Annotated in this window: 21 protein-coding genes and 3 pseudogenes; 7 read left to right on the plus strand and 17 right to left on the minus strand. The window is 35.4% G+C overall.

Annotated features, from left to right (window positions below; all coding sequences use genetic code 11):
- Positions 1 to 123 precede the first annotated feature (123 nt).
- The 7 genes and pseudogenes from NHG49_RS19230 to spoVFB all read right to left on the minus strand — a co-directional run.
- Complete coding sequence (locus tag NHG49_RS19230) at positions 124 to 327, minus strand: YlzJ-like family protein (RefSeq protein WP_000605035.1); 204 nt, start codon at positions 325 to 327, stop codon at positions 124 to 126.
- A complete protein-coding gene (tepA, locus tag NHG49_RS19235) occupies positions 324 to 1,073 on the minus strand; it encodes a translocation-enhancing protein TepA (protein ID WP_258126436.1) in 750 nt (249 codons plus the stop codon). The genes NHG49_RS19230 and tepA overlap by 4 nt, the downstream gene beginning before the upstream one ends.
- A 104-nt stretch (positions 1,074 to 1,177) precedes the next feature.
- Positions 1,178 to 2,848: a ribonuclease J gene (locus NHG49_RS19240; RefSeq protein ID WP_000823080.1), complete on the minus strand. Its 1,671-nt coding sequence runs from the start codon at positions 2,846 to 2,848 to the stop codon at positions 1,178 to 1,180.
- Positions 2,849 to 3,624: 776 nt separating this feature from the next.
- On the minus strand, positions 3,625 to 4,503 hold the full coding sequence (gene dapA, locus NHG49_RS19245; RefSeq protein WP_000564777.1) for a 4-hydroxy-tetrahydrodipicolinate synthase: 879 nt from the start codon (positions 4,501 to 4,503) through the stop codon (positions 3,625 to 3,627).
- Positions 4,504 to 4,514: 11 nt separating this feature from the next.
- Positions 4,515 to 5,747, minus strand: coding sequence for an aspartate kinase (gene dapG, locus NHG49_RS19250; protein ID WP_064475022.1), 1,233 nt, complete (start codon positions 5,745 to 5,747; stop codon positions 4,515 to 4,517).
- A gap of 23 nt (positions 5,748 to 5,770) precedes the next feature.
- Complete coding sequence (gene asd / locus NHG49_RS19255) at positions 5,771 to 6,817, minus strand: aspartate-semialdehyde dehydrogenase (protein ID WP_000414854.1); 1,047 nt, start codon at positions 6,815 to 6,817, stop codon at positions 5,771 to 5,773.
- Between the two features lie 150 nt (positions 6,818 to 6,967).
- Positions 6,968 to 7,162 (minus strand): annotated as a pseudogene (spoVFB, locus tag NHG49_RS19260) (dipicolinate synthase subunit B); the annotation flags it as partial.
- A gap of 382 nt (positions 7,163 to 7,544) precedes the next feature.
- On the opposite strand from spoVFB, the gene NHG49_RS19265 reads away from it, so the two are divergent.
- From NHG49_RS19265 to NHG49_RS19275, 3 genes are all read left to right on the plus strand, one after another.
- Positions 7,545 to 8,570, plus strand: coding sequence for a WXG100 family type VII secretion target (locus tag NHG49_RS19265; RefSeq protein WP_098111236.1), 1,026 nt, complete (start codon positions 7,545 to 7,547; stop codon positions 8,568 to 8,570).
- Positions 8,571 to 8,583: 13 nt separating this feature from the next.
- Positions 8,584 to 8,997: a hypothetical protein gene (locus NHG49_RS19270; protein ID WP_000273069.1), complete on the plus strand. Its 414-nt coding sequence runs from the start codon at positions 8,584 to 8,586 to the stop codon at positions 8,995 to 8,997.
- A 989-nt stretch (positions 8,998 to 9,986) separates the two neighbouring features.
- Entirely contained in the window at positions 9,987 to 10,415 is a 429-nt protein-coding gene (locus NHG49_RS19275) for an SMI1/KNR4 family protein (RefSeq protein ID WP_088047308.1), read from the plus strand.
- A 46-nt stretch (positions 10,416 to 10,461) separates the two neighbouring features.
- Here the strand turns inward: NHG49_RS19275 and NHG49_RS19280 are convergent, their stop codons facing one another.
- The 3 genes and pseudogenes from NHG49_RS19280 to NHG49_RS19290 all read right to left on the minus strand — a co-directional run.
- Positions 10,462 to 10,809 (minus strand): N-acetylmuramoyl-L-alanine amidase C-terminal domain-containing protein, encoded by a 348-nt coding sequence (locus tag NHG49_RS19280; protein ID WP_255788348.1) that lies wholly within the window; start codon positions 10,807 to 10,809, stop codon positions 10,462 to 10,464.
- A 90-nt stretch (positions 10,810 to 10,899) separates the two neighbouring features.
- On the minus strand, positions 10,900 to 11,148 hold the full coding sequence (locus NHG49_RS19285; protein ID WP_222654926.1) for a hypothetical protein: 249 nt from the start codon (positions 11,146 to 11,148) through the stop codon (positions 10,900 to 10,902).
- 41 nt (positions 11,149 to 11,189) lie between these two features.
- Positions 11,190 to 11,351 (minus strand): annotated as a pseudogene (locus NHG49_RS19290) (helix-turn-helix transcriptional regulator); the annotation flags it as partial.
- 194 nt (positions 11,352 to 11,545) lie between these two features.
- On the opposite strand from NHG49_RS19290, the gene NHG49_RS19295 reads away from it, so the two are divergent.
- From NHG49_RS19295 to NHG49_RS19310, 4 genes are all read left to right on the plus strand, one after another.
- The gene (locus NHG49_RS19295) at positions 11,546 to 11,983 is read left to right on the plus strand and encodes a helix-turn-helix domain-containing protein (protein ID WP_098111232.1); all 438 of its coding nucleotides are present in this window, start codon (positions 11,546 to 11,548) and stop codon (positions 11,981 to 11,983) included.
- Between the two features lie 12 nt (positions 11,984 to 11,995).
- Positions 11,996 to 12,445 carry an ImmA/IrrE family metallo-endopeptidase gene (locus NHG49_RS19300; protein ID WP_222654924.1) on the plus strand — a complete coding sequence of 150 codons (450 nt, stop codon included), beginning with the start codon at positions 11,996 to 11,998 and terminating at the stop codon, positions 12,443 to 12,445.
- A gap of 20 nt (positions 12,446 to 12,465) precedes the next feature.
- Complete coding sequence (locus NHG49_RS19305) at positions 12,466 to 13,257, plus strand: hypothetical protein (protein ID WP_222654923.1); 792 nt, start codon at positions 12,466 to 12,468, stop codon at positions 13,255 to 13,257.
- 135 nt (positions 13,258 to 13,392) lie between these two features.
- Positions 13,393 to 14,940: a recombinase family protein gene (locus NHG49_RS19310; RefSeq protein ID WP_098110637.1), complete on the plus strand. Its 1,548-nt coding sequence runs from the start codon at positions 13,393 to 13,395 to the stop codon at positions 14,938 to 14,940.
- Between the two features lie 32 nt (positions 14,941 to 14,972).
- Here NHG49_RS19310 and dpaB read toward each other — a convergent pair.
- The 7 genes and pseudogenes from dpaB to rpsO form a co-directional block, all read right to left on the minus strand.
- A pseudogene (dpaB, locus tag NHG49_RS19315) lies at positions 14,973 to 15,398 on the minus strand (dipicolinate synthase subunit B); the annotation flags it as partial.
- Positions 15,395 to 16,297, minus strand: a complete 903-nt coding sequence (gene dpaA, locus NHG49_RS19320; RefSeq protein ID WP_000954740.1) for a dipicolinic acid synthetase subunit A — start codon at positions 16,295 to 16,297, stop codon at positions 15,395 to 15,397. The pseudogene dpaB and the gene dpaA, both read right to left, overlap by 4 nt.
- A gap of 274 nt (positions 16,298 to 16,571) precedes the next feature.
- On the minus strand, positions 16,572 to 16,823 hold the full coding sequence (locus NHG49_RS19325) for a YlmC/YmxH family sporulation protein (RefSeq protein WP_064475021.1): 252 nt from the start codon (positions 16,821 to 16,823) through the stop codon (positions 16,572 to 16,574).
- A 130-nt stretch (positions 16,824 to 16,953) separates the two neighbouring features.
- Positions 16,954 to 18,195 (minus strand): M16 family metallopeptidase, encoded by a 1,242-nt coding sequence (locus NHG49_RS19330; RefSeq protein ID WP_000593005.1) that lies wholly within the window; start codon positions 18,193 to 18,195, stop codon positions 16,954 to 16,956.
- 86 nt (positions 18,196 to 18,281) lie between these two features.
- Complete coding sequence (locus NHG49_RS19335) at positions 18,282 to 19,181, minus strand: polysaccharide deacetylase family protein (RefSeq protein WP_064475020.1); 900 nt, start codon at positions 19,179 to 19,181, stop codon at positions 18,282 to 18,284.
- A gap of 152 nt (positions 19,182 to 19,333) precedes the next feature.
- Positions 19,334 to 21,472 carry a polyribonucleotide nucleotidyltransferase gene (gene pnp, locus NHG49_RS19340; protein WP_046957398.1) on the minus strand — a complete coding sequence of 713 codons (2,139 nt, stop codon included), beginning with the start codon at positions 21,470 to 21,472 and terminating at the stop codon, positions 19,334 to 19,336.
- Positions 21,473 to 21,632: 160 nt separating this feature from the next.
- Entirely contained in the window at positions 21,633 to 21,902 is a 270-nt protein-coding gene (rpsO, locus tag NHG49_RS19345) for a 30S ribosomal protein S15 (RefSeq protein WP_001229392.1), read from the minus strand.
- Between the last annotated feature and the right edge of the window lie 74 nt (positions 21,903 to 21,976).

A 21,976-nucleotide genomic window follows, 5' to 3' on the forward strand; every position in this document is an offset into this window, starting at 1 on the left:
TCTTCTATTTTTACACTTCTTGTAAATTGTTAAATAAACAGAAGAAAGCAGCCCTCTCATGGCTGCTCAACCGTCTTGTTTTTTATATTATACCATAGCTTCTAAACAAAATCCTTCTTTTTGCTAAAAGGTTATTTTTTGGCCGGGCTCAAACTCTAAGTAGTGTAGCGGATCCGTACTTAACACACGTACAATAGAATAACACCCATGTTCTTCTTCAGAAACCATTAATTCAACACCGTTTATATTTACAACTTTTTGGCTTTCACATTGCGAATAATCAGTTGGATATACAAGTTGCTCTGGCATAATTGTGTATAAAATCATTGTAACATTGTCCCTTCTGCACTATCATCCATGCGAGCATCTATTAATTCATTCAGCTTTCGAATCGCATTCCCAATACCACCGACATCATCTATAAGACCATATTTCACTGCATCGCCACCAATTACATTCGTCCCAATATCTCGCGTCAAATTCCCTTTCGCAAACATAAGTTCTTTAAAACGATTTTCGGTTACTTTCGAATGCTTCGTCACAAATCGAATGACTCTTTCTTGCATTTTATCTAAATACTCAAATGTTTGTGGCACACCTATAACAAGACCTGTTAGACGAATGGGATGAATTGTCATCGTCGCAGTTTCCGCAATAAATGAATAATCCGTAGAGACGGCGATTGGTACACCGATAGAATGCCCGCCGCCCAGAACAAGTGATACCGTTGGCTTTGAAAGCGAAGCTACCATCTCAGAAATTGCTAAACCTGCTTCAACGTCACCTCCGACCGTGTTTAATATTAAAAGCAAACCTTCAATTTTCGGATTTTGTTCTATCGCAACAATTTGCGGAATAATATGCTCATATTTTGTTGTTTTATTTTGCGGCGGCAACTGAACATGACCTTCCACCTGCCCAATGATTGTTAAACAATGAATACTCGATTCATTCATTTGTGGTACATTCGTTTGCCCTAGCTGTTGAATTTTTTCCACTATCGAGGCTTCTTTCCCAGTTTCTTTCGGCTCAGCCTCTTTCCCTTCATTTGTATAACGATCACGTTCTGTCATATCGCATCCCCTTTCACTCGTATATAACTATTATTTCTTAAGTTATAAATTTCATTCGATAGAGTTTAAAAAGAAAAAAAGATCACCCGTAAAGGTGATCTTTTTTATACTTCCATAATAATCGGTAAAATCATAGGTTTTCTCTTTGTCTCTTCGTACAAGAACTGCCCTAATAATTCACGAATATTTTGTTTTAACATAGACCATTCAATTGAATACTCTTTAATCGATTGCTCAACAATCATACGTACAATCTCTGTAGAGCGGTCAATTAACGCTTCTGATTCACGAACATACACAAAACCACGTGAAATGATTTCTGGACCAGAGATAATTTTCTTTTCATCTTTACCAAGTGTTACAACAACTACTAATATTCCATCTTGAGATAACATTTTTCTATCTCGAAGAACGATATTACCAACGTCACCTACACCTAATCCATCAATTAACACATTACCAGCTTGTACTTTGCCAACTAAGTTTGCTTCATCGTCACCAAAAGCAATCACATCGCCTTTTTCTACGATAAAGATATTCTCTCTTGCAATACCTACATCTTCAGCTAAATATGCATGTGCTTTTTGCATACGGAACTCACCATGTACGGGTACAAAATACTTAGGTTTCATTAAATTTAACATTAATTTTAATTCTTCTTGGCTACCGTGACCTGAAACGTGAACTTTTCTTTCACCGTAATAAATAACATCAGCTCCAGCTCTAAATAACAAGTCAATAATTTTCGATACAGATATTTCATTACCCGGAATTGGAGAAGCCGCAATAATAACCGTATCACCTTTACGAATTGAAATTTGTTTATGAGCTTGCTTCGCCATTCTAGAAAGGGCTGCCATCGGTTCACCTTGGCTACCTGTCGTTAAAATAGCTACCTTTTTCTCTGGGAAATTGTCTACTTCTTGTAGTGAAATAACCATACCTTCTGGAACATCTAAATAACCAAGACGTCTTGCGATATCTACCACTTTCACCATACTACGTCCTACAACCGCTACTTTTCGTCCTGTTTCAGCAGCTGCATCAAATACTTGTTGAATACGATGTACATTCGATGCAAATGAAGCAACGATAATACGTCCTTCTGCGCCGTAGAACACTTTAGAAATTTCTACACCAACTTCTTTTTCAGAACCTGTATAGCCTGGACGCTCAGCATTTGTACTATCAGATAATAAGCACAGTACGCCTTCATTTCCGATTTGTGCCATTTTTCCAAGGTCTGCTCCACTATTTCCAATTGGAGTTTGATCGAATTTAAAGTCTCCCGTATATACGATAGCACCTTTTGATGTATGGAAACAAACACCAACAGAATCTGGAATACTATGTGTCGTTCCAAAGAATGACACCGTTGTAGTATTAAACTCTACTGTTGAATTTGAATCGATTGTTTTTAAGTCTACACGGCCTAACATACCCGCTTCGCCAAGTTTTTCTTGTATAAGTCCTACTGTTAATTTCGTTGCATACACTGGAATTGATAATTTACGAAGTACGTAAACAATTCCACCAATATGATCTTCATGACCGTGAGTAATAAATAAACCTTTTACTCGCTCTTGGTTTTCCACTAAATATGTAATATCAGGAATAACGATATCAATTCCAAACATTTCATCTCCCGGGAACATTAACCCTGCATCTACAATAAAGATTTCAGAATCAATTTCAACACAGTACATGTTTTTCCCGATTTCACCTACTCCACCAAGAGCAAATACTTTAACAGACTCATTCTCTTTTCTCTTCATGTTGTTGCCTGGTTTAAAAATCTTTCAAACACTGATTTCACTAAAATTGCAGAGACACCAGGGGAAACTCTACAACCACCATATATTCACCGTCCAAGACGAATGTCCTTACCGTTATGCGATATCATGTCCTTGTTTATTTTTTAAACCAGGTTTCACCTCTCTTTCATTATATAAATCAAATATCTTATTCGATATGATATGAAAATGTAATCAAATTATAATTTTTACCAATTTTGCTAAGCATACCCGTACTAAGCTACTTAGCCATATTATACCTGATACAAGAAATAGAACACAAGTTAAATCGTGCGAAAGAAGAAGTAAAAGAACGGAATTACAACAAAAATATCGAACGTATTTCCTTTATATTTACTCCGATTTTATACTCCATATTATTTTGAAGAAATAACCATACATACGCTAAATTAATTTCATAATATGGATTTTCAAGACTTATTTTTCTAGAATCGAACAAAAACACTTATAAAATGAATCTTTTTTATGAATCACGTCACATTTGAGACAATCCCTCTAAAAAACAGAATCGATATTTTATTACGTTTATACAAATGTTTATCCTATAATAACTATGATTTTTTGATTCATTTAAAGGTGTACGATTATTTTCTTATACATGTTGCAACACATAATGAAGAAGCGGTTAAACAAGTGGCATAATATGATCTTATAAGAACACATGTAGGTGAGAAACGAGAGGCAAAGATTTTCATAACATAAAAAAATAACCTAGTTCTACACTAGGTCATTTTTTATTAACGAGGGATAGATTGCATTACAGATTGTAACGTTACTCTTTCTTCTTCTGTTAATGGAAGAAGCGGTAAACGTACAGAACCTACATCTAATCCAACCATTTGTAACGCTGTTTTTACTGGCGTTGGGCTTGGCGCCATAAATAATGAATCCGTTACTCTTACAAGTAATTGATGTAATTTTTGCGCCTTTTTAAATTCTCCTGCTTGGAATGCTGCAATCATTTCTTGCATTTCATTTCCAATCACATGAGATGCTACAGAAACGATACCTTTCGCTCCAACTGCCATAGCTGGTAACGTTAAACCATCATCACCGCTGTATACTGCAAAGTCGTCCGCTGTTTTTTCAATGATTTCTGTCATTGTTAACACATCGCCGCCTGCATCTTTAATCGCAACAATGTTTTCTATTTCTGATAAACGAACAACTGTATCAACGGAGATTTGTACAATAGATCGTCCTGGAACGTTATATAGCATAACCGGAAGCGGCGTGCTTTCAGCAATTGCTTTAAAGTGCTGATACATTCCTTCTTGACTCGGTTTGTTATAATACGGTGCTACTAGCATTACTGCATCAACACCAACCTCTGTTGCCTTTTTAGTTAAGTCAATAGAAGCATGCGTATTATTACTACCTGTTCCAGCGATTACGGGCACCCTTTTATCGACAACAGATACGACATGGCGATATAACGCTACTTTTTCTTCTGAAGTTAATGTAGGAGATTCTCCTGTCGTTCCTCCTACCACGATTGCTGTTGTACCGTTATCTATTAAATAATTTACCAATTTCGTTGTCTTCGCAAAATCGATATTTCCGTTTTTATCAAACGGAGTTACCATCGCGGTTGCAATTGTCCCAAAATCTATCATGGTCTCACTCCTTATTGTTCCAGTTGCTTTTCTTTTGAAAGCTCAAACGCACTATGTAATGCATTTACAGCCTCCACTAAATCAGTTTCTTTTACAAGAACCCAAATTGTCGTATGGCTATCTGCCGATTGCAAAATTTGAATACCTTTTTCCGCTAAAGCTGTAACGATTTTCGCAGTAACCCCTGGGTATCCTGCCATTCCAGCTCCTACAATAGATACTTTTGCACAATGCTCTGTCACAATTGGCTCATATCCAAGGTTTCTTAATAATTCAACTGCACGACTTGATACATTATCACTCACCGTATAAGCTACCCCAGTAGGTGAAATGTTAATTAAATCGACACTGATTCCTTCATTCGCCATTTCTTTAAACACATGCTGTTGTAAATCATATGCTGTTTCTTTTGCCAGCACTTTAATTTGCGTCACATTTGATACATGAGCGATACCTGTAACAGGACGTTCTTCTACATCACGGCCTTTTGTAGCACCGTCCGATGCTGAAATAAGCGTACCTTCACTATCAGAATACGTAGAACGTACACGAAGTGGTACTTTGGCATGCATCGCAATTTCAACTGCACGTGGATGAACGACTTTTGCACCTTGATATGCCATGTTACAAATTTCATTGTATGTTACCGTTTGAAGATGACGTGCATCTTTTACAATGCGAGGATCCGCAGTCATAACACCTTCTACATCTGTAAAGATATCAATAAATTCAGCATGAAGCGCAACACCTAATGCAGAAGCTGAAGTATCGCTACCTCCGCGTCCAAGTGTTGTCGTATCACCTTTTTTCGTTTGTCCTTGGAATCCTGTAACGACGATTACATCTACATTTTCTAACTCTTCATGTACACGATCGCAATTCATTTCAATAATCTTAGCATTCGTAAAATCCTCATTTGTTACAAAACCAGCTTGTGCACCATTTAATGCCGCTGCTTTTATACCGTTCTCATTTAACATGTTAGAAAAGACGATTGCTGAGATTAATTCTCCGCATGATAATAATAAATCTTGCTCACGATTAGAAATGCGAGATTCCTCTTGATTTACAAGACTTAACAAAGTATCAGTTGCATATGGTTCACCTTTACGGCCCATAGCAGATACGACAGTAACTACTTTATAACCCGCATCTAGCGATTTTTTTATATGATGAAGCGCATGCTTACGTCCATTTTCATCACGTACGGATGTGCCACCAAATTTTTGAACAATAATTTTCATATTTTGCACCTTCTCTTAGCCGTTTACACTAATTGTAATTTTACTAAGCGCTCTGCAATTTGAACAGAATTCCATGCAGCGCCTTTTAATAAGTTATCAGATACGACCCAAAGATGGAATCCTTTATCATTATTTAAATCTTTACGGATTCTTCCAACGAATACTTCGTTTTTACCTACTGCAGTAGCTGGCATTGGATATAACTGCTCTTCTGGATTATCTTGTAGAACAATACCTTCCGCATTTGCAAGTAAGCTCTTGAATTCTTCTACTGTTACACCTTCTTTTTCTACTTCGATGTAAACAGACTCAGAGTGACCTGATACAACTGGTAAACGTACACATGTTGCCGCTACTTCTAATTCAGGCATATGCATAATTTTTTTCGTTTCATTAATCATTTTCATTTCTTCAAACGTAAATCCATTATCTTGGAATTTATCAATCTGTGGAATCGCGTTGAAAGCAATTTGGAAATGCTTTTTATCACCTGATACAGGTAAAACATTTGCCTTCACTTCTTCACCATTTAAGATTGCTTGTGATTGTTCATGAAGTTCTTCAATCGCTGCCGCACCAGCACCTGATACAGCTTGATATGTGGAAACGATTACTCGTTTTAAACCATATTGCTGACGAACTGGCTCAAGAGCTACTACCATTTGAATTGTAGAACAGTTTGGATTTGCAATAATACCATTATGTTCTTTTAAGTCGTTTTCATTTACTTCAGGTACAACAAGTGGCACGTTTTCTGTCATACGGAATGCACTTGTATTATCAACAACAATCGCACCGCGCTTTGCTGCTTCTGGCGCTAATTGTTTTGATACAGATCCACCAGCACTAAATAGTGCGATATCTACTCCTTCAAAACTTTCAGGAGTTGCCTCTTGAACTGTAAATTCTTCGCCTTTAAATACAAGTTTCTTACCTGCAGATCGTTTAGATGAAAGTAACGTTAACTTCCCGATTGGAAATTCTCGTTTCTCTAAAGTATTTAACATTTGTTCACCAACTGCGCCGGTTGCTCCAACTACAGCGACATGAAAAGTTTTTTGCTTTTCCATCACTATGCCCCTTTCTAGATACCAATCCTTCTATAACTTAGAATCAGAAGGAGTATACAATACCCCTTCTAATCTTAATAACGTTAATTTTATCATATTCTACAGTAAGAATGATGGTTTCATCAAAAATTGTCCGTTTTTTTTCGTTTTTTAATTCATATATCTGAATTTTTCTACGACAACCGGTTGCAATTGCTTTCCTTGCAGCGCTTCTAATACTGTATCTTCAAGCAGCTCCATACGAGCTACCATTGAGTTCGGTTTTTTCTCTGGTGCATCTTGACCGAATGGGACGAAGTAGATGTTTTTTGTTGCCATTAGGCGCATGAGGTTGACACCAACAAGGTGATAACAAAATAAATCCATTTCACTTTCTTCTATTATATATAAAAATCATGGTTAGTTAAATCCATTTTAATTTTATGTGGAACCAAAAATCTCTAAGCATACATTTTATTATTTCATAAATAATCCACATATCCCCAAAATTCGGTATAATAATACAGTTATTTATAACAATTAGGGGATTTCGTTTATTTAATAAAATCATAAACCCTATATTAAAAGCATTATCTAAAAGTAAATTTTAAATATCGTTAAAATAAAAATCTTCATATAAATAGACGTTTTTTCCTATTTACACCTTCTCTTTCTTCTATCTCTACATTAGATATTTACATTTTTTTCTTCTTGTCCCATAATTTTAATTGGGAAAGGGAGGAAAGAAATGGTTCAAATCAAAGTAACACCTGAAACGCTAGAAGAAGTTGCTAATCGTGCAAGTAATACCAGAATCGCATTAGAATCTATACATAATAATTTATGTAATGAAATTGATCATTTGTGTTTTCAATGGATTGGTGCCTCTAATCAACAATTCATTCAAATGTTCAATGATGCGAGACCAAAAGCTTTTACATCTATCAATTCACTTATACAAGTGGAAGAAGATTTGAAACGAATTGCCGAAAAATTCCGCAATACAGATAATCAAGATGTTACAATGGAAAAAGGTGCAATGTGTGGACCACTATCATCAGAAAAAGAGGGTTTTGATGGTAAAAAACTAGCTAGGGATATAGCGGGTGAAATAAGTGGTGAGTATGATGTTCGTCGTGTTTGGGATGGTATTGATCCATCTACTGGCGAAAAACTTTCGGGGTGGGAACGTGCTGGAGCAGGTGTCATGGCTGTAGCCGGACTTACACCCTTTGGAAAGATAGCTAAAGTAGGAAAAGGAGTTAAAATGACTGCTAAGGCTACTGAGGCTGTAAATACAGCTAAAAAAGTACCTGTTGGGAAAGCCAGCGGGACTAAGTCAATTATTTCATCCGAAATGGAAGAGAAAATTCTTTTGGGACAGAGAAAAAATCCTAATAAAAATGAAATTATTGGAGGACATTCATCAAATATTAAAAATAGTCATCCTAATTATGCTACAGAGACGATTAAGGTCAATCCAAATGGTACGAAAGATATCAAATATACGACTCAATTCCCTGACGGGAAATTGGCTAAAATAAAAAATAGTACAATATTTCCAGATAGTTGGAGTGATACAAAGATTTTAGATAGTATAACTGATATAGGTAACTCTTCCCCGTTAGGTATTAGAGGGAGAGATGGAGCAACTTTTCATAGGGAAATTATTGACGGCGTAGAAATTGATGTAATAAAAATAGGTGACAATGTGGTTAGTGGATATCCAACAGGTCAAATTAATGCACCATTACCAGGTGGATTTACCAAATAGAGGAGGAACATAAATGTATGAAAAAGTAGATGCAGTATTATCTGAAAATAGCTCAGATAACTACTTCTATGATGATGAATTTATGTATGTACAAGAGTTGATAAGTGAATTTACTGAAAATGATTGGGATAAATTGCTTCAAAATCTAAAGGACAGAGATGATAAATATAAAATTAGATTAGTATATTGTATAGATGAAGATACTGGGATGAATGGATTCAATTTATTACTAGATTTACTCAATGCGAATGATGAATTAGCTGAATATGTAATAGACTCTTTGCGTTCTTTTAACAATGAAGAATATAAAAAAATAATCGCTTCCAACAAGAAAATAATGGATAAAGCAGAGAGTCTACTGAAAAAATCGAGTCTGCCAGTTAAAAGAATTTTAGAAGCATTTTTACAACAAAATACACAGTCTTAGTATTTATATCTTTAGAAACAGAATTGTTTAAACTAAATAAAAACGAACTCTATTATTCGATTGGCGTCAAATAATAGAGGATTGACTAGTAAGTGTATCACCTGAGATTCCCAGAAGCGTATGGCGTGAAGCTGAAGCGTCTGAAATAGAGCCTTCACATGAATTGGTTTACTTCTTATGTAATAATGCTTTAGAAGTATTTAATTCTCGTTCTATAGAAAGTGCGAAGTGTGAATGTATGGATGTATATAAAATGGTTGATACAATGCCGTTTGATAAGTTTGAAGAGTTAGTTGAGGACAGTATTGTTGTTATTGAATTATATTTATGTCCTTCTTGTAAAAAATGGAAGCTTAATTTTGTTGGTAGAAAAATTCTATATGGGTGAAATCATGTTAAAAAAGCTGAATTAGGAAATTACCTAGTTCAGTTTTTTATTTTAAAGAAAAGTATTATCCATATCTTTCAGCAAACTGTTCTGAATACAAATCAACTAATTTTGTTCTTCCAGAGTCTGAATACATCTTTATATCATATTTCACATACACATAGTCTTCATTTTTGTATTTTATATTTACAATCTCTTCCCTTTCCTACATAATTTCAAAACAAGAATACTTTGAATCTCGATTTGAAAGAATTTTTAAAACAGATTATGTAACAGCACATCGTAAGACAGTTGATTCAAGACGCCCATGGGATTCACCTAAAACTGAGCCAATGATACCTTTTGATGAGCATTTAACAGTTCCTCTTGATAAAGTTTTGATTAAGGAGTGCTGAGAACAATGGGGAGATATCCACTATTAGCAATAATGAAAGAAAATGAGGATAAAGAAAGTGTGATTTACAGTTTCGGTCCAGATACTGAATCTTGTATCTGATTTTGAACGCGCAGGATTCCCTAAAGAAAACATTTCAGAAACTTTAGAACAGCAATATAAAATGCTTGATAAATTAAAAGTAAAGTATGAGAGGATTGATTATTAATGAATATTCTAGAAAAATTAAATGAAGCCTTCACATTAGAAGCTCAGGAATCACCAGCGAGTAAAGAGGCCATTCAAGAATTACAAAAGTTCTCATCAATAGATGTACCATTAGATTATTTAGAAGTAATCCAACATTGTACAAATGCAGAGATTAATGTACAAAATGAACTTTACATACGTATTTGGAGCCCTACTGATTGCATAGAGATGAATGAAGCACATGATATTCAAAAATATATACCAAATTCACTGGCAATCGGTGATGATGAAGGCGGAAAAGCATTACTATATGTAGATGGAAAAGAAGGATTCGGATTATATACAGTGGATTTTGGAGATTTAGATATTGAAGAGACAATTAAAATAGCTCCTTCATTAAAAGCATTGTTAATAGATGGTGTCGGAGTAGAGGAATTGTTGTCATAGTTAAAATAATAAGAGCCGACTCCTGAATTGGAATCGGCTCTTATTTTTATTTAACTTCATACCACCAACCTTTACGGTCAAGGTATTCCTTCATTGCTTTTAATTGCGCATCACTCGTAGGATCTGTTACTACGAAAGTTAATCCATCTCCTTGGAGAAGAAACGTACCTGTCATTTTCAAGGAAGTAAGTGCTCCTGTTGCATGACACCAATCCATCGCAAGTTCAAACTCTGGTTTAGAAAGCCCAGATTCAATACGGGTTAATCGTTCATGTGTAATACCAAGGTACTTAGATAACCCTTTCTTTGTTTTCAGCTGAACATTGTCGCAACATTCTCTAGCATTCTGTAATAATTCCCCTATTGCTGAATTGCAGTATATGCTTGTTCCCATATCTGTTCGCCTCCATATTTAGTTTTCAAATGGTTACAATGAACTTAGTGCATATGTAACTTGTCTATTTTTCATGTGAAAAGAGAGGAACTATTCCTCAACGTTTGCTTTTACTTGTATTTCTTTGATGATGGCCCAACCAGCCTTGTAATATGCTTGACGGATTTTATCAATATCCTTTTGTGATTTTGGCTCAGGAGCCACAACATGGACTTTCGTTTTTCCAAATTCATAAGTCGCCGCATATTCTTCTTGTTGGCTCATGGTTTCACCTCTTGAAGTGCTTTTTATATGTTTATGCGACGGTTCTGTTGGTACTGCCATGTTAGTTGATGGCATTTTCCCACCTCCCAGAAACATTTCGTTTCCTTTTTAACTAAAAAAAGATCATCAATTGTAGTTTTATAAAAATCAGCTATTCTTTTAGCCAATTCTAATGAAGGCGTCCTATCACCACGCTCAATTGCCCCTAGCATTTGAGGAGTAATTTTCAAATCCTTTGCTACGACTAATCTTGATTGATCACTTCTAAGTTCAATCATTTTATTTCTTTTTTTATCTAATATTCCACCCCCGAAAGAAACATTTTGTTTCCTTATACTCCACAATATACAGAAACGAAATGTTTCTGTAAATATTTATTAGAAACTTTTCGTTTCCTTAGTGGATTTAGAAACTAAACGTTTCTATAATTAATAAAAAGCGCCTATTCTTATTGGGAAAGAAGGAAGAATTTATGCTTGGAAAAAAGATTTCAGAACTTAGAAAAAAACAAAAACTAAGTCAATATGAACTTGCTGATCGTTTGGGCTTTTCAAGAGGAAAATTAGCTAATTATGAGCAAGGTCAGCGCGAACCAGATTATGATACTTTAAAGAAAATTGCAGACTTTTTTGAGGTATCAACAGATTATCTGTTAGATAGAACACAAACAAAAGAAATGGTATCTAATAATTCATCTAAATTATCAATTAAGGAAGAACGTGATATCGCACGTGATTTAGAAAAAACCTTAGAAGAGCTAGAAAACAGCGATGAAGCGTTAATGTTTGACGGAGAACCAATAGACGAACACACAAAAGAAATGATTCGTATTTCTCTAGAAAACTCTATGCGCATGGCAAAACAATTAGCAAAACAAAAATTCACTCCAAACAAGTATAAAAAAGATTGAACGGAGCGAGAAATGGAAATTAAAGAATACGTACTCAAAATCGTAAAAAAGCACGGCACAACAAACCCCTTTGAAATTGCTAAACGAAAAAGTATTATAGTGTTGTTCGAAGACCTTGGGAATACTCTTGGTTTTTACAACACTTATAAACGCTTTAAATTCATTCATATTAATAATCGAATTAATGAAACCACTCAACAATTTGTTTGTGCACATGAATTAGGTCATGCTGTACTTCATCCTAAAGCAAATACCCCCTTCTTGCGTAACCAAACCTTTTTTTCAGTGGATCGCTTAGAAATCGAAGCAAATACATTTGCTGTAGAATTGTTACTTACCGATGAAATGATTTCTGCTTATAAAGATACTCGTTTATCTATTCAAGAAATTGCGGAGGCTCATGGGATTCCTGGAGGATTCGCTCGTTTAAAAATGTATAAAGGTTCTTGTAAGAAAAATTAAATGAAAGAAGGAAATACAACTTGAATTTATCAATTGAAACTCTTATAAAATTAGTCACTGCAATAGCGACACTTGGAACAGCGGCTCTTGCCCTAATTGGTTTTATTTTTAATAAAAACCTTAAAATCATAACCCTAAGTGAAATTGATCAACTATTTTTAGAAAAAACACAACAAAAAAACCTACAAATATGGCGTTTAATTATGGGAGACATACTATTTGTTATTTTAAATATTTCTATTACGATGCTACTGTACCTTGGTTTTGAAAGCTTTCAGTTAAATAATGATTGGATTGTTATCATTGCTTTTTTACTACCACTAATAATATGGGGACTTTACTTAATTAAAATTCTTATATCTGCTTTACGTACTTCGGAATCGAAAAAAATTGATAAAACAAAATTCGATAATATATTTATGCTCACAATGATTAGCGGGGTTTTCGCACATAGTATTTTATTTAGCTATTCTTTATATATAGATCCTAGTGTTAAAACTATAATCACAGCATTTTTCTTCTTAATTATGCTTTTCCCTTTATATACTATAATAATTAATAAACACAAAATTAAAGTACAACAAGAATACTCTGTATCCCTAGTAAGTGAAGCGAAAATTAAAACTGAGAAATTAAAACATGGATATATAATCGATAATAAAAGAACTGTTTACTTCTCAGAGTTTTATAAAAATACCGATGTATTCTTTATATGTGATTTCGATTCAAAAGTATATTTGAAATACCAAAAGATTGTAAATGAGAACAAGCATGAGAATGATATGGATACTGTAATAACACATTCAAATTAAACTAACAAAAATAGTTTCTTAAAGCCCCTTTGTGGGCTTTTCTTCTAATACAAAAAGAACATACATTCTCTAAAAAAAGAATACTTCTATATTCATTATTAGAGTTTATAATAGCTATTAAAGGGAGGAATTTCTATGAAAACCGCAATCTACTTACGTAAATCCCGCGCCGATCTCGAAGCCGAAGCACGCGGCGAAGGTGAAACTTTAGCAAAGCACCGATCTACCCTGCTGAAAATTGCCAAGGAAATGAACTTAAATGTTTTAGCTGTTCGTGAAGAAATCGTTTCTGGTGAAAGTTTAGTGAAACGACCTGAAATGTTAGCATTGCTTGAAGAAATTGAAGATAATAAATATGATGTTGTTCTTTGTATGGATATGGACCGTTTAGGTCGTGGTGGTATGAAAGAGCAAGGAATCATTTTAGAGACGTTTAAACGCTCGAATACGAAGATTATGACACCTAGGAAGACTTATGACCTTAATGATGAGTGGGATGAAGAATACAGCGAATTTGAAGCGTTTATGGCTCGTAAGGAGTTAAAGATTATTACACGACGTATGCAACGAGGCCGTATAGCAAGCGTGGAGGCTGGTAATTACCTCGGTACCCATGCGCCTTATGGCTATGATATCCACCGTTTAAATAAGCGAGAGCGTACGTTAACGATTAATTCAGAAGAAGCTTCTGTCATAAGAATGATATTTGATTGGTATGCAAACGAGGATATGGGCGCTAGCGCAATCAGAAACAAGTTAAATGAACTTGGCTACAAAAGTAAGTTAGGTAATGAATGGAATCCTTATAGCATCTTGGATATATTAAAAAATAATGTGTACATAGGAAAAGTAACGTGGCAAAAACGAAAAGAAGTAAAACAACCTGATGCCGTAAAAAGAAGTTGTGCTCGTCAAGATAAATCAGATTGGATTATTGCTGATGGTAAACATGAGCCTATCATACCTGCAAGCTTATTTGAGCAAGTGCAAGAAAAATTAAATTCAAGGTATCACGTTCCTTACAATACGAATGGAATTAAAAATCCACTAGCTGGTATTATTAAATGTAGTAAATGTGGTTATAGCATGGTCCAACGTTATCCGAAGAACCGCAAAGAAACGATGGATTGTAAGCACCGTGGTTGCGAAAACAAATCAAGCTATACTGAATTAATTGAGAAGCGTTTACTCGAGGCATTAAAAGAATGGTACATCAATTATAAAGCTGATTTTGAAAAACATAAGCAAGATGACAAGTTAAAAGAAACACAAGTTATTCAAATGAATGAAGCTGCATTACGCAAGCTTGAAAAAGAATTAGTGGATGTCCAAAAACAAAAAAATAATTTACATGATTTATTAGAACGTGGCGTTTACACAGTCGATATGTTTTTAGAACGCTCGAATGTAGTTTCTGACCGTATAACTGAAATTACTTCCACGATGGAAAACTTAAAGAAAGAAATTAAAACCGAAATTAAGAAGGAAAAAGTTAAGAAAGATACAATACCTCAAGTGGAGCATGTTCTTGATCTGTACTTTAAAACAGATGATCCCAAAAAGAAAAACAGCCTCCTAAAGTCGGTTTTAGAAAAAGCTGTTTATAAGAAAGAAAAGTGGCAAAGGCTCGATGATTTCGAACTTGTGCTTTACCCTAAGCTCCCTCAAGATGGCGACATATAAGCGTTCACGCTTTGTTGTCACCTTGTTGGTGTAATTAGGTTGACGCCATTCAGCCCTAAAGCATCATTCGTCGAAACAGCCAATACGACAGGCTTGCCATTTCTTAGCGTCGCTTTTGCTGCCATTAATACTGGAGAGTCTGTCATTGCATTTGCAAATTTACTCATAGAATTTCCTGTTAGTGGCGCAATCACCATACAATCTAGTGGAATTTTAGGTCCTAGTGGTTCTGCACCAACGATGGAATTAATCGCTTTAAAACCTGTTACTTCTTCAATCTTTTTAATCCACTCTGCTCCTTCGCCAAATCTCGTATTTGTTGATTGAACAGTGTAAGAAACAACGGGGCGTACTTCTGCTCCCTCAGCAATTAATTTTTCTAAATGAGGCATTACTTCTTCGTACGTACAATGTGAACCCGTAAAACCAAACCCTATTCTTTTCCCTTTTAAATTCATTCCCCATTCTCCTTTCTTGCTATTACGTCTTCTGCTAGTAACTGAGAAAGAACGTTCGCTAAAATTTGTCCTGCTGTTTTTGGAGCAACAATACCAGGTAATCCAGGTGCTAACAGCGCTTTGACTCCTCTTTTTTCCGCATATCTAAAGTCGGTACCGCCTGGTTTAGAAGCTAAATCAATTACTAACGTATGAGCTGGCATTTTTGAAATGACATTCGCTGTCACGACGAGATGCGGAATTGTATTAATGACAATATCGATATTTCCTACTTCTTTCTCAATGTTTTGCATATGAAAAGGAGAAAACATCATTTCTGTAATACGTGCAATATGTTCCGATCGTCTTGCTCCAACTTTGACATGGGCCCCTAATGATTGAAATGCTCTGGCAACACTCATCCCTGTTCTACCAAATCCTAAAACCATTACATTGGAACCATGAATTGTATAGTCGGTATGTTGAATTACCATCATTAATGTACCTTCTACAGTTGGAATAGAATTGTAGATTGCCACATCATCACGATCAAATAATTTAACAAGTTTGCGGTTTGTAGTAGATACGAGATTTTCCAAGTAAGGCGTACCAATACCTGAATATATAGTAAAGTGTTCTGGTGTATTTTCAATTTGTTCTTTCGTTATTGAAACTTTTTCGTTTGAAAAAATAGTATCTACTTCTCCCTTGGCATTTGTACCTGCAACTGGCAAAATAATTGCATCTACAGAAGTGAAATCTAAATTTTGTATACTTTCTTTTGCTGCCCCTGTGAAGCCATGATCTAACTGATCAAACCCTATCAATGAAAGTTTCGCATCCAATTCAACTAGCTTGCGAATTACTTCTAGCTGTCTTGCATCTCCTCCTATGACAGCAATATGCATCTCAGTCAACATTCCCTAATTCACCTTCTTTTTCTGTCATTTATAAGAAAAGTGCCTACTTTTTCTTTTTCCTCCACATCTTATGTAATGTACGAGTTTTAGGTGATTGAAAAACAAAAAGCACGTATGATTTATCCTGCTATTTGTATGCAGTAAGACAACCGTCTGAAAATTCGGCATATTAGAGGACATTATGCGAGAAATTGATTGCCGGTAAAAGCTCAATTCATGTGAGCTAATAATCAAAGGGAAATGAACAAAAAAAGATGACCAAAATGGCCATCTTTCACTTCGAATTTGAACGATCCGTAATATCACAAAGGATCATATCATACCCCACTTTTTTAATTTGGCTCCACCCTACTCTTATTTCTTGTGGTTCCTTTTTAAAACCTCCCCATTTTCCAGCAGGTATGATAAGAGCCTGTATTTGGCCATCCTTCTCATCAATCTCTAAATCCACATATCCTAAAACCCCCATTTTCTCGGCACTTTCTAAATTTACGATCTCTTTACCACTTAATTCGCTTAAACGCATACACTCTCCCCCTACCGAAATTGTGAATTTAAGTTATCCATAATTAGTACCTATTCTGTATATCCAAAAAAAATAACCGTATCTCATTTAAAAGAGATACGGTTATTTTTACATACTTCATATAAAGCAATTATAGTTTTATTCCTTTTGGAAGTTTTCCATCTGGACTAATTAATGCTGCAGAGAATTCATCTGTAAACATGTTACGAATTAACTCATCAACATTTTCTTTTGTTACTGTGTTTACACTTTCAATAATCTCATCAAGTGAACGATGCTTACGAAGTAGCAATTCATTTTTACCATTACGGCTCATACGGCTATTCGTACTTTCTAAACTTAACATTAAGTTTCCTTTTAATTGCTCTTTACTATTAATAAGCTCTTTTTCTGTAATACCTGTATTTTTCAATGTGTCTAATGTTTCTTGCATTGTTTCATACAGTGTATCTAATTGTTGGCTACCTGTTCCACCATACAGCGTTAACATACCTGTATCTTCATAAGAAGAATGGTAAGAAAATACTGAGTAGGCTAACCCGCGTTGCTCACGTACTTCTTGGAATAAACGGCTACTCATACTACCGCCTAAAACGTTATTTAATACAATTAAGTTATAAATATCTTCGTGTCCCATTTGTAAGCCTTTATATCCTAAACATAAATGAGCTTGTTCTGTTTCCTTTTTACGTGCTACTTTATTAAAATGGAAAATTGGGCTATGTACTTGTTCACGGTTTGTTGTTCCTTCATAACTACCGAAATATTGCTCTACCGTTTGTAAAAAGGCTTCATCAATATTTCCTGCAACTGAAACAACGACATTTTCAGGTGTGTAATGATCTTTTATATATTGGCGTAGCGTATCACCTGTAAACGTATCAAGCGTTTCTTCAGTTCCTAAAATAGGATATCCAAGCGGATGCGTTTCATATGTTGCTTTCGTTAACATATCATGCACAATATCATCTGGAGCATCTTCGTACATTTTAATTTCTTCACATACGACATTCTTCTCTTTTTTCAGTTCTTCCTCATCAAATGTTGAATTAAAGAACATATCTGCTAATACATCTAAAGCATATTTAGCATGCTCATCTAGCACTTTTGCATAGTAACAAGTGTATTCTTTTGAAGTAAAAGCATTCACTTGCCCACCAATGCTATCAAATGATTCTGCAATTTCGCGTGCACTACGTGTTTCCGTTCCTTTAAAGAACATATGCTCTAAAAAGTGGGAAACCCCATTATTTTTTTCATTTTCATTTCTTGATCCCGCATGGATCCAAATACCAATCGCAACCGATCTTACGGTTGGTATATTCTCCATAACTATTCTTACACCATTTTTACAAGTATATTTTTTAATCAAAAACTTTCCTCCTACTGCCAGTTTCTCTAAATAAGTGCTATTATTTAATGATAACAAGTTTAAGGATGAATGTCATGCAAATGTATTTAATCCACACGTTTTTCATCCAGTAATTCTGTTATATTCCCTACTTTATATCCTTGTTCCTTCAATTTTGTAATCATTGTATCTAATGCTTCTGTTGTTGATGAAGTTGGATGCATTAATACGATAGCACCTGGATGTATTTTTCTCATTACTCTCTGCAATAGTACATCTGGATCAGGTCGCTTCCAATCAATTGTATCGACAGTCCACATAATCGTTCCCATTTGGAAATCATCAGCAATTTTCACGACTTCATCCCGAAAACTTCCACTCGGCGGAGCAAACCATCTCACCTTTTGATTCGTAGCTGCTTCGATCATTCGATTTGTTTTTTGTAACTGATCTCGTATTTCATCAGAAGATAACGTTTTCATATTAGGGTGTGTGTAAGAATGATTTCCGACTTCTTGATTTGCATCGACAATCATTTTTGCAAATCGTAAATTTTCTTTCACCCAGCGTCCTTCTAAAAAGAAAGTCGCCTTCACATCATGTTTTTTCAATATCTCTAATATACGTGGCAAATACTCGTTTCCCCATGCCACATTTATTGTTAATCCCACCATCTTTTTATTTGGATGTCCCCTATAAATTGGAGCTGGTGATAAATCTTTTAAGTGGACACCCGGTGATACTTCCTTGAATTCAAGATTTTTTTGATCAAATTTCTTTAGCTTCTTCATATTATTATAGGATGCTTCGATATCAACTTGTCTTCCATTATATCCTGGTGTTGCTTTCCATATTTTATCAATCATCGCATTTTGAGGTGCAATCTCATATTGTTTTGCATGTTTTTGAATTTCTTCATACAAGTTATCCTGTGCAAAAACGGAATAAGAGCCTACACTGACATATAAAAAAACTATACATATGTATGCCAATATACGAGCTTTCATATAAACCCTCCCATTAACTATATAAAAACCTTTTTTCTTCTTATCTTTGTTAATTTGAGCGTTATAATGAAAACTATACCTATACTGACATAAAAATATATGTAAATCATATTTTTCACATAACAAAAAAAGCCAGTTTAACTGGCTTTTACTTATTGCTGCTCTTGTTTGTTTTCTTCTTTAGCAGCTTCTTTTTCTTGCTCTTCTTTTAGCAATACTTTTCTAGATAGATTCACGCGACCTTGCTTGTCAATCTCGATAACTTTAACTGTAATTACATCACCGATTTTTACAACGTCTTCTACTTTACCTACACGCTCAAGTGCAAGTTCAGAAATGTGAACTAATCCGTCTTTACCGCTGAATAATTCAACGAAAGCACCGAATTTCTCAACACGTTTCACTTTTCCTTCGTAGATTTCACCTACTTGTACTTCGCGAACGATATCTTCGATAATTTTCTTAGCTTTGTCATTCATTTCTTGATTTATTGAAGAAATGAATACTGTACCATCTTGCTCGATGTCAATTTTAACGCCAGTTTCTTCAATAATTTTATTGATTTGTTTACCGCTCGGCCCAATAACGTCACGGATTTTATCTGGGTTAATTGTCATTGTAATAATCTTTGGAGCGTAAGCTGATAATTCAGTACGTGGCTCTGCAATAACAGATAACATATGATTTAGAATGTGCACACGACCGACTTTCGCTTGTTGTAATGCCTCTTCTAAAATTTCACGAGATAGACCATCGATTTTAATGTCCATTTGAAGTGCAGTTACACCTTTTGCTGTACCTGCTACTTTAAAGTCCATATCACCTAAATGATCTTCCATACCTTGAATATCAGATAAAATTGTGTAATGCTCACCAGTTTTAACTAGGCCCATTGCAATACCTGCAACTGGAGCTTTAAGTGGAACACCAGCATCCATCATTGCTAAAGTACTACCACAAATACTTGCTTGTGAAGTAGAACCATTTGATTCTAAAACTTCAGATACAAGACGTACTGTATATGGGAAATCTTTTTCAGATGGAATTACAGGCTCAAGAGCACGTTCTCCTAGTGCACCGTGACCAATTTCACGACGACCTGGTCCACGCATCGGTCTTGTTTCACCAACACTAAATGATGGGAAATTGTAATGGTGCATAAAGCGTTTTGATTCCTCTACACCAAGACCATCTAAAATTTGCACATCGCCTAATGCACCTAATGTACAAATACTTAATGCTTGTGTTTGTCCACGTGTGAACAGACCAGAACCGTGTGTACGAGATAAAATGCCAACCTCTGATGCTAATGGACGGATTTCGTCACCTTTACGGCCATCTGGGCGGATTTTTTCAACTGTAATAAGACGACGTACTTCTTCTTTTACAATTTTATATAAAATCTCACTTACTTGTCCTAATGTATCAGCGTCAGCTTCCTGCGCTTCGTAATGCTCAATTACACGCTTTTTCACTTCGTTAATTGCATCTTCACGTGCATGTTTCTCATGTACTTGAATTGCAGAATGCATATCCTTCTCAGACATTTCACGTACAGCTTGATTAAGATCAGCGTCAACTTCATACAGTTTCACTTCTGATTTCTCTTTACCTACAGCTTGTACAATCTCTTCTTGGAATGCAATTAGACGTTTAATTTCGTCATGTCCAAACATAATTGCTTCTAACATTGTTTCTTCAGGCACTTGATCTGCTCCTGCTTCAACCATGTTAATTGCATCTTTCGTACCAGCCACAACAAGGTGAATATCACTTTGTTCTTGCTGTTCTACTGTTGGATTAATAACGAATTCGCCGTTAATACGACCAACTGTTGCACCCGCGATTGGGCCTTCAAATGGAATATCTGAAATCGATAACGCTAATGAAGAACCAAGCATAGCTGCCATTTCAGAAGAACAATCTTGATCAACACTCATTACTATGCTGACAACTTGTACTTCGTTACGGAAACCATCTGCGAAAAGTGGACGAATTGGGCGGTCGATTAAACGACTTGCCAAAATTGCTTTTTCACTCGGACGACCTTCACGTTTAATGAAACCGCCAGGAATTTTCCCGACTGCATATAAACGCTCTTCATAGTTTACTGTAAGTGGGAAGAAATCTACATTTTTTGGTTCTTTTGATGCAGTTGCTGTAGATAGAACCGCTGTATCGCCATATCTTACTAATACTGCTCCGTTCGCTTGCTTCGCAAGCTGACTTGTTTCAACTGTTAGCTGGCGACCAGCTAAATCTATCGAGAAGACTTGCTTTTCTTGACTCATTTAAGTACCCCTCTCAATTTAAAGTATTCAATTCTTCTATGTAAATGGATAGTATATCACAATATTCTACCTCTAGTATTACCGAAAATGAAGTAAGCTATAAAGGGTAGAAGATATATTTTTACCTAACAAAAAAGCGGGAATATTCCCGCTTCTTTGACTATCGACGTAAGCCAAGCTTTGTGATTAATTCACGGTAACGTGTGATATCGCTATTACGAAGGTAAGTTAGTAAGTTACGACGTTTACCAACCATCTTTAATAGACCACGACGTGAATGATGATCTTTCTTGTGAGTACGTAAGTGCTCGTTTAGAGTGTTAATTTGCTCCGTTAGGACAGCAATTTGAACCTCTGGAGAACCAGTATCAGTCTCATGAGTTCTAAATTGTGCAATGATTTCATTTTTACGCTCTTGTGTTAAAGCCATCCTATTTCACCTCCTATTAATTAAACCCCCAATTACCTAGCAAGCGTCGGTGAGTCGCAATGCCAAGCAATGGT

Origin of the sequence: Bacillus sp. IBL03825 (genome assembly GCF_024712505.1) — a bacterium.
In the GTDB taxonomy this organism is placed as follows: Bacteria; Bacillota; Bacilli; order Bacillales; family Bacillaceae_G; genus Bacillus_A; species Bacillus_A wiedmannii.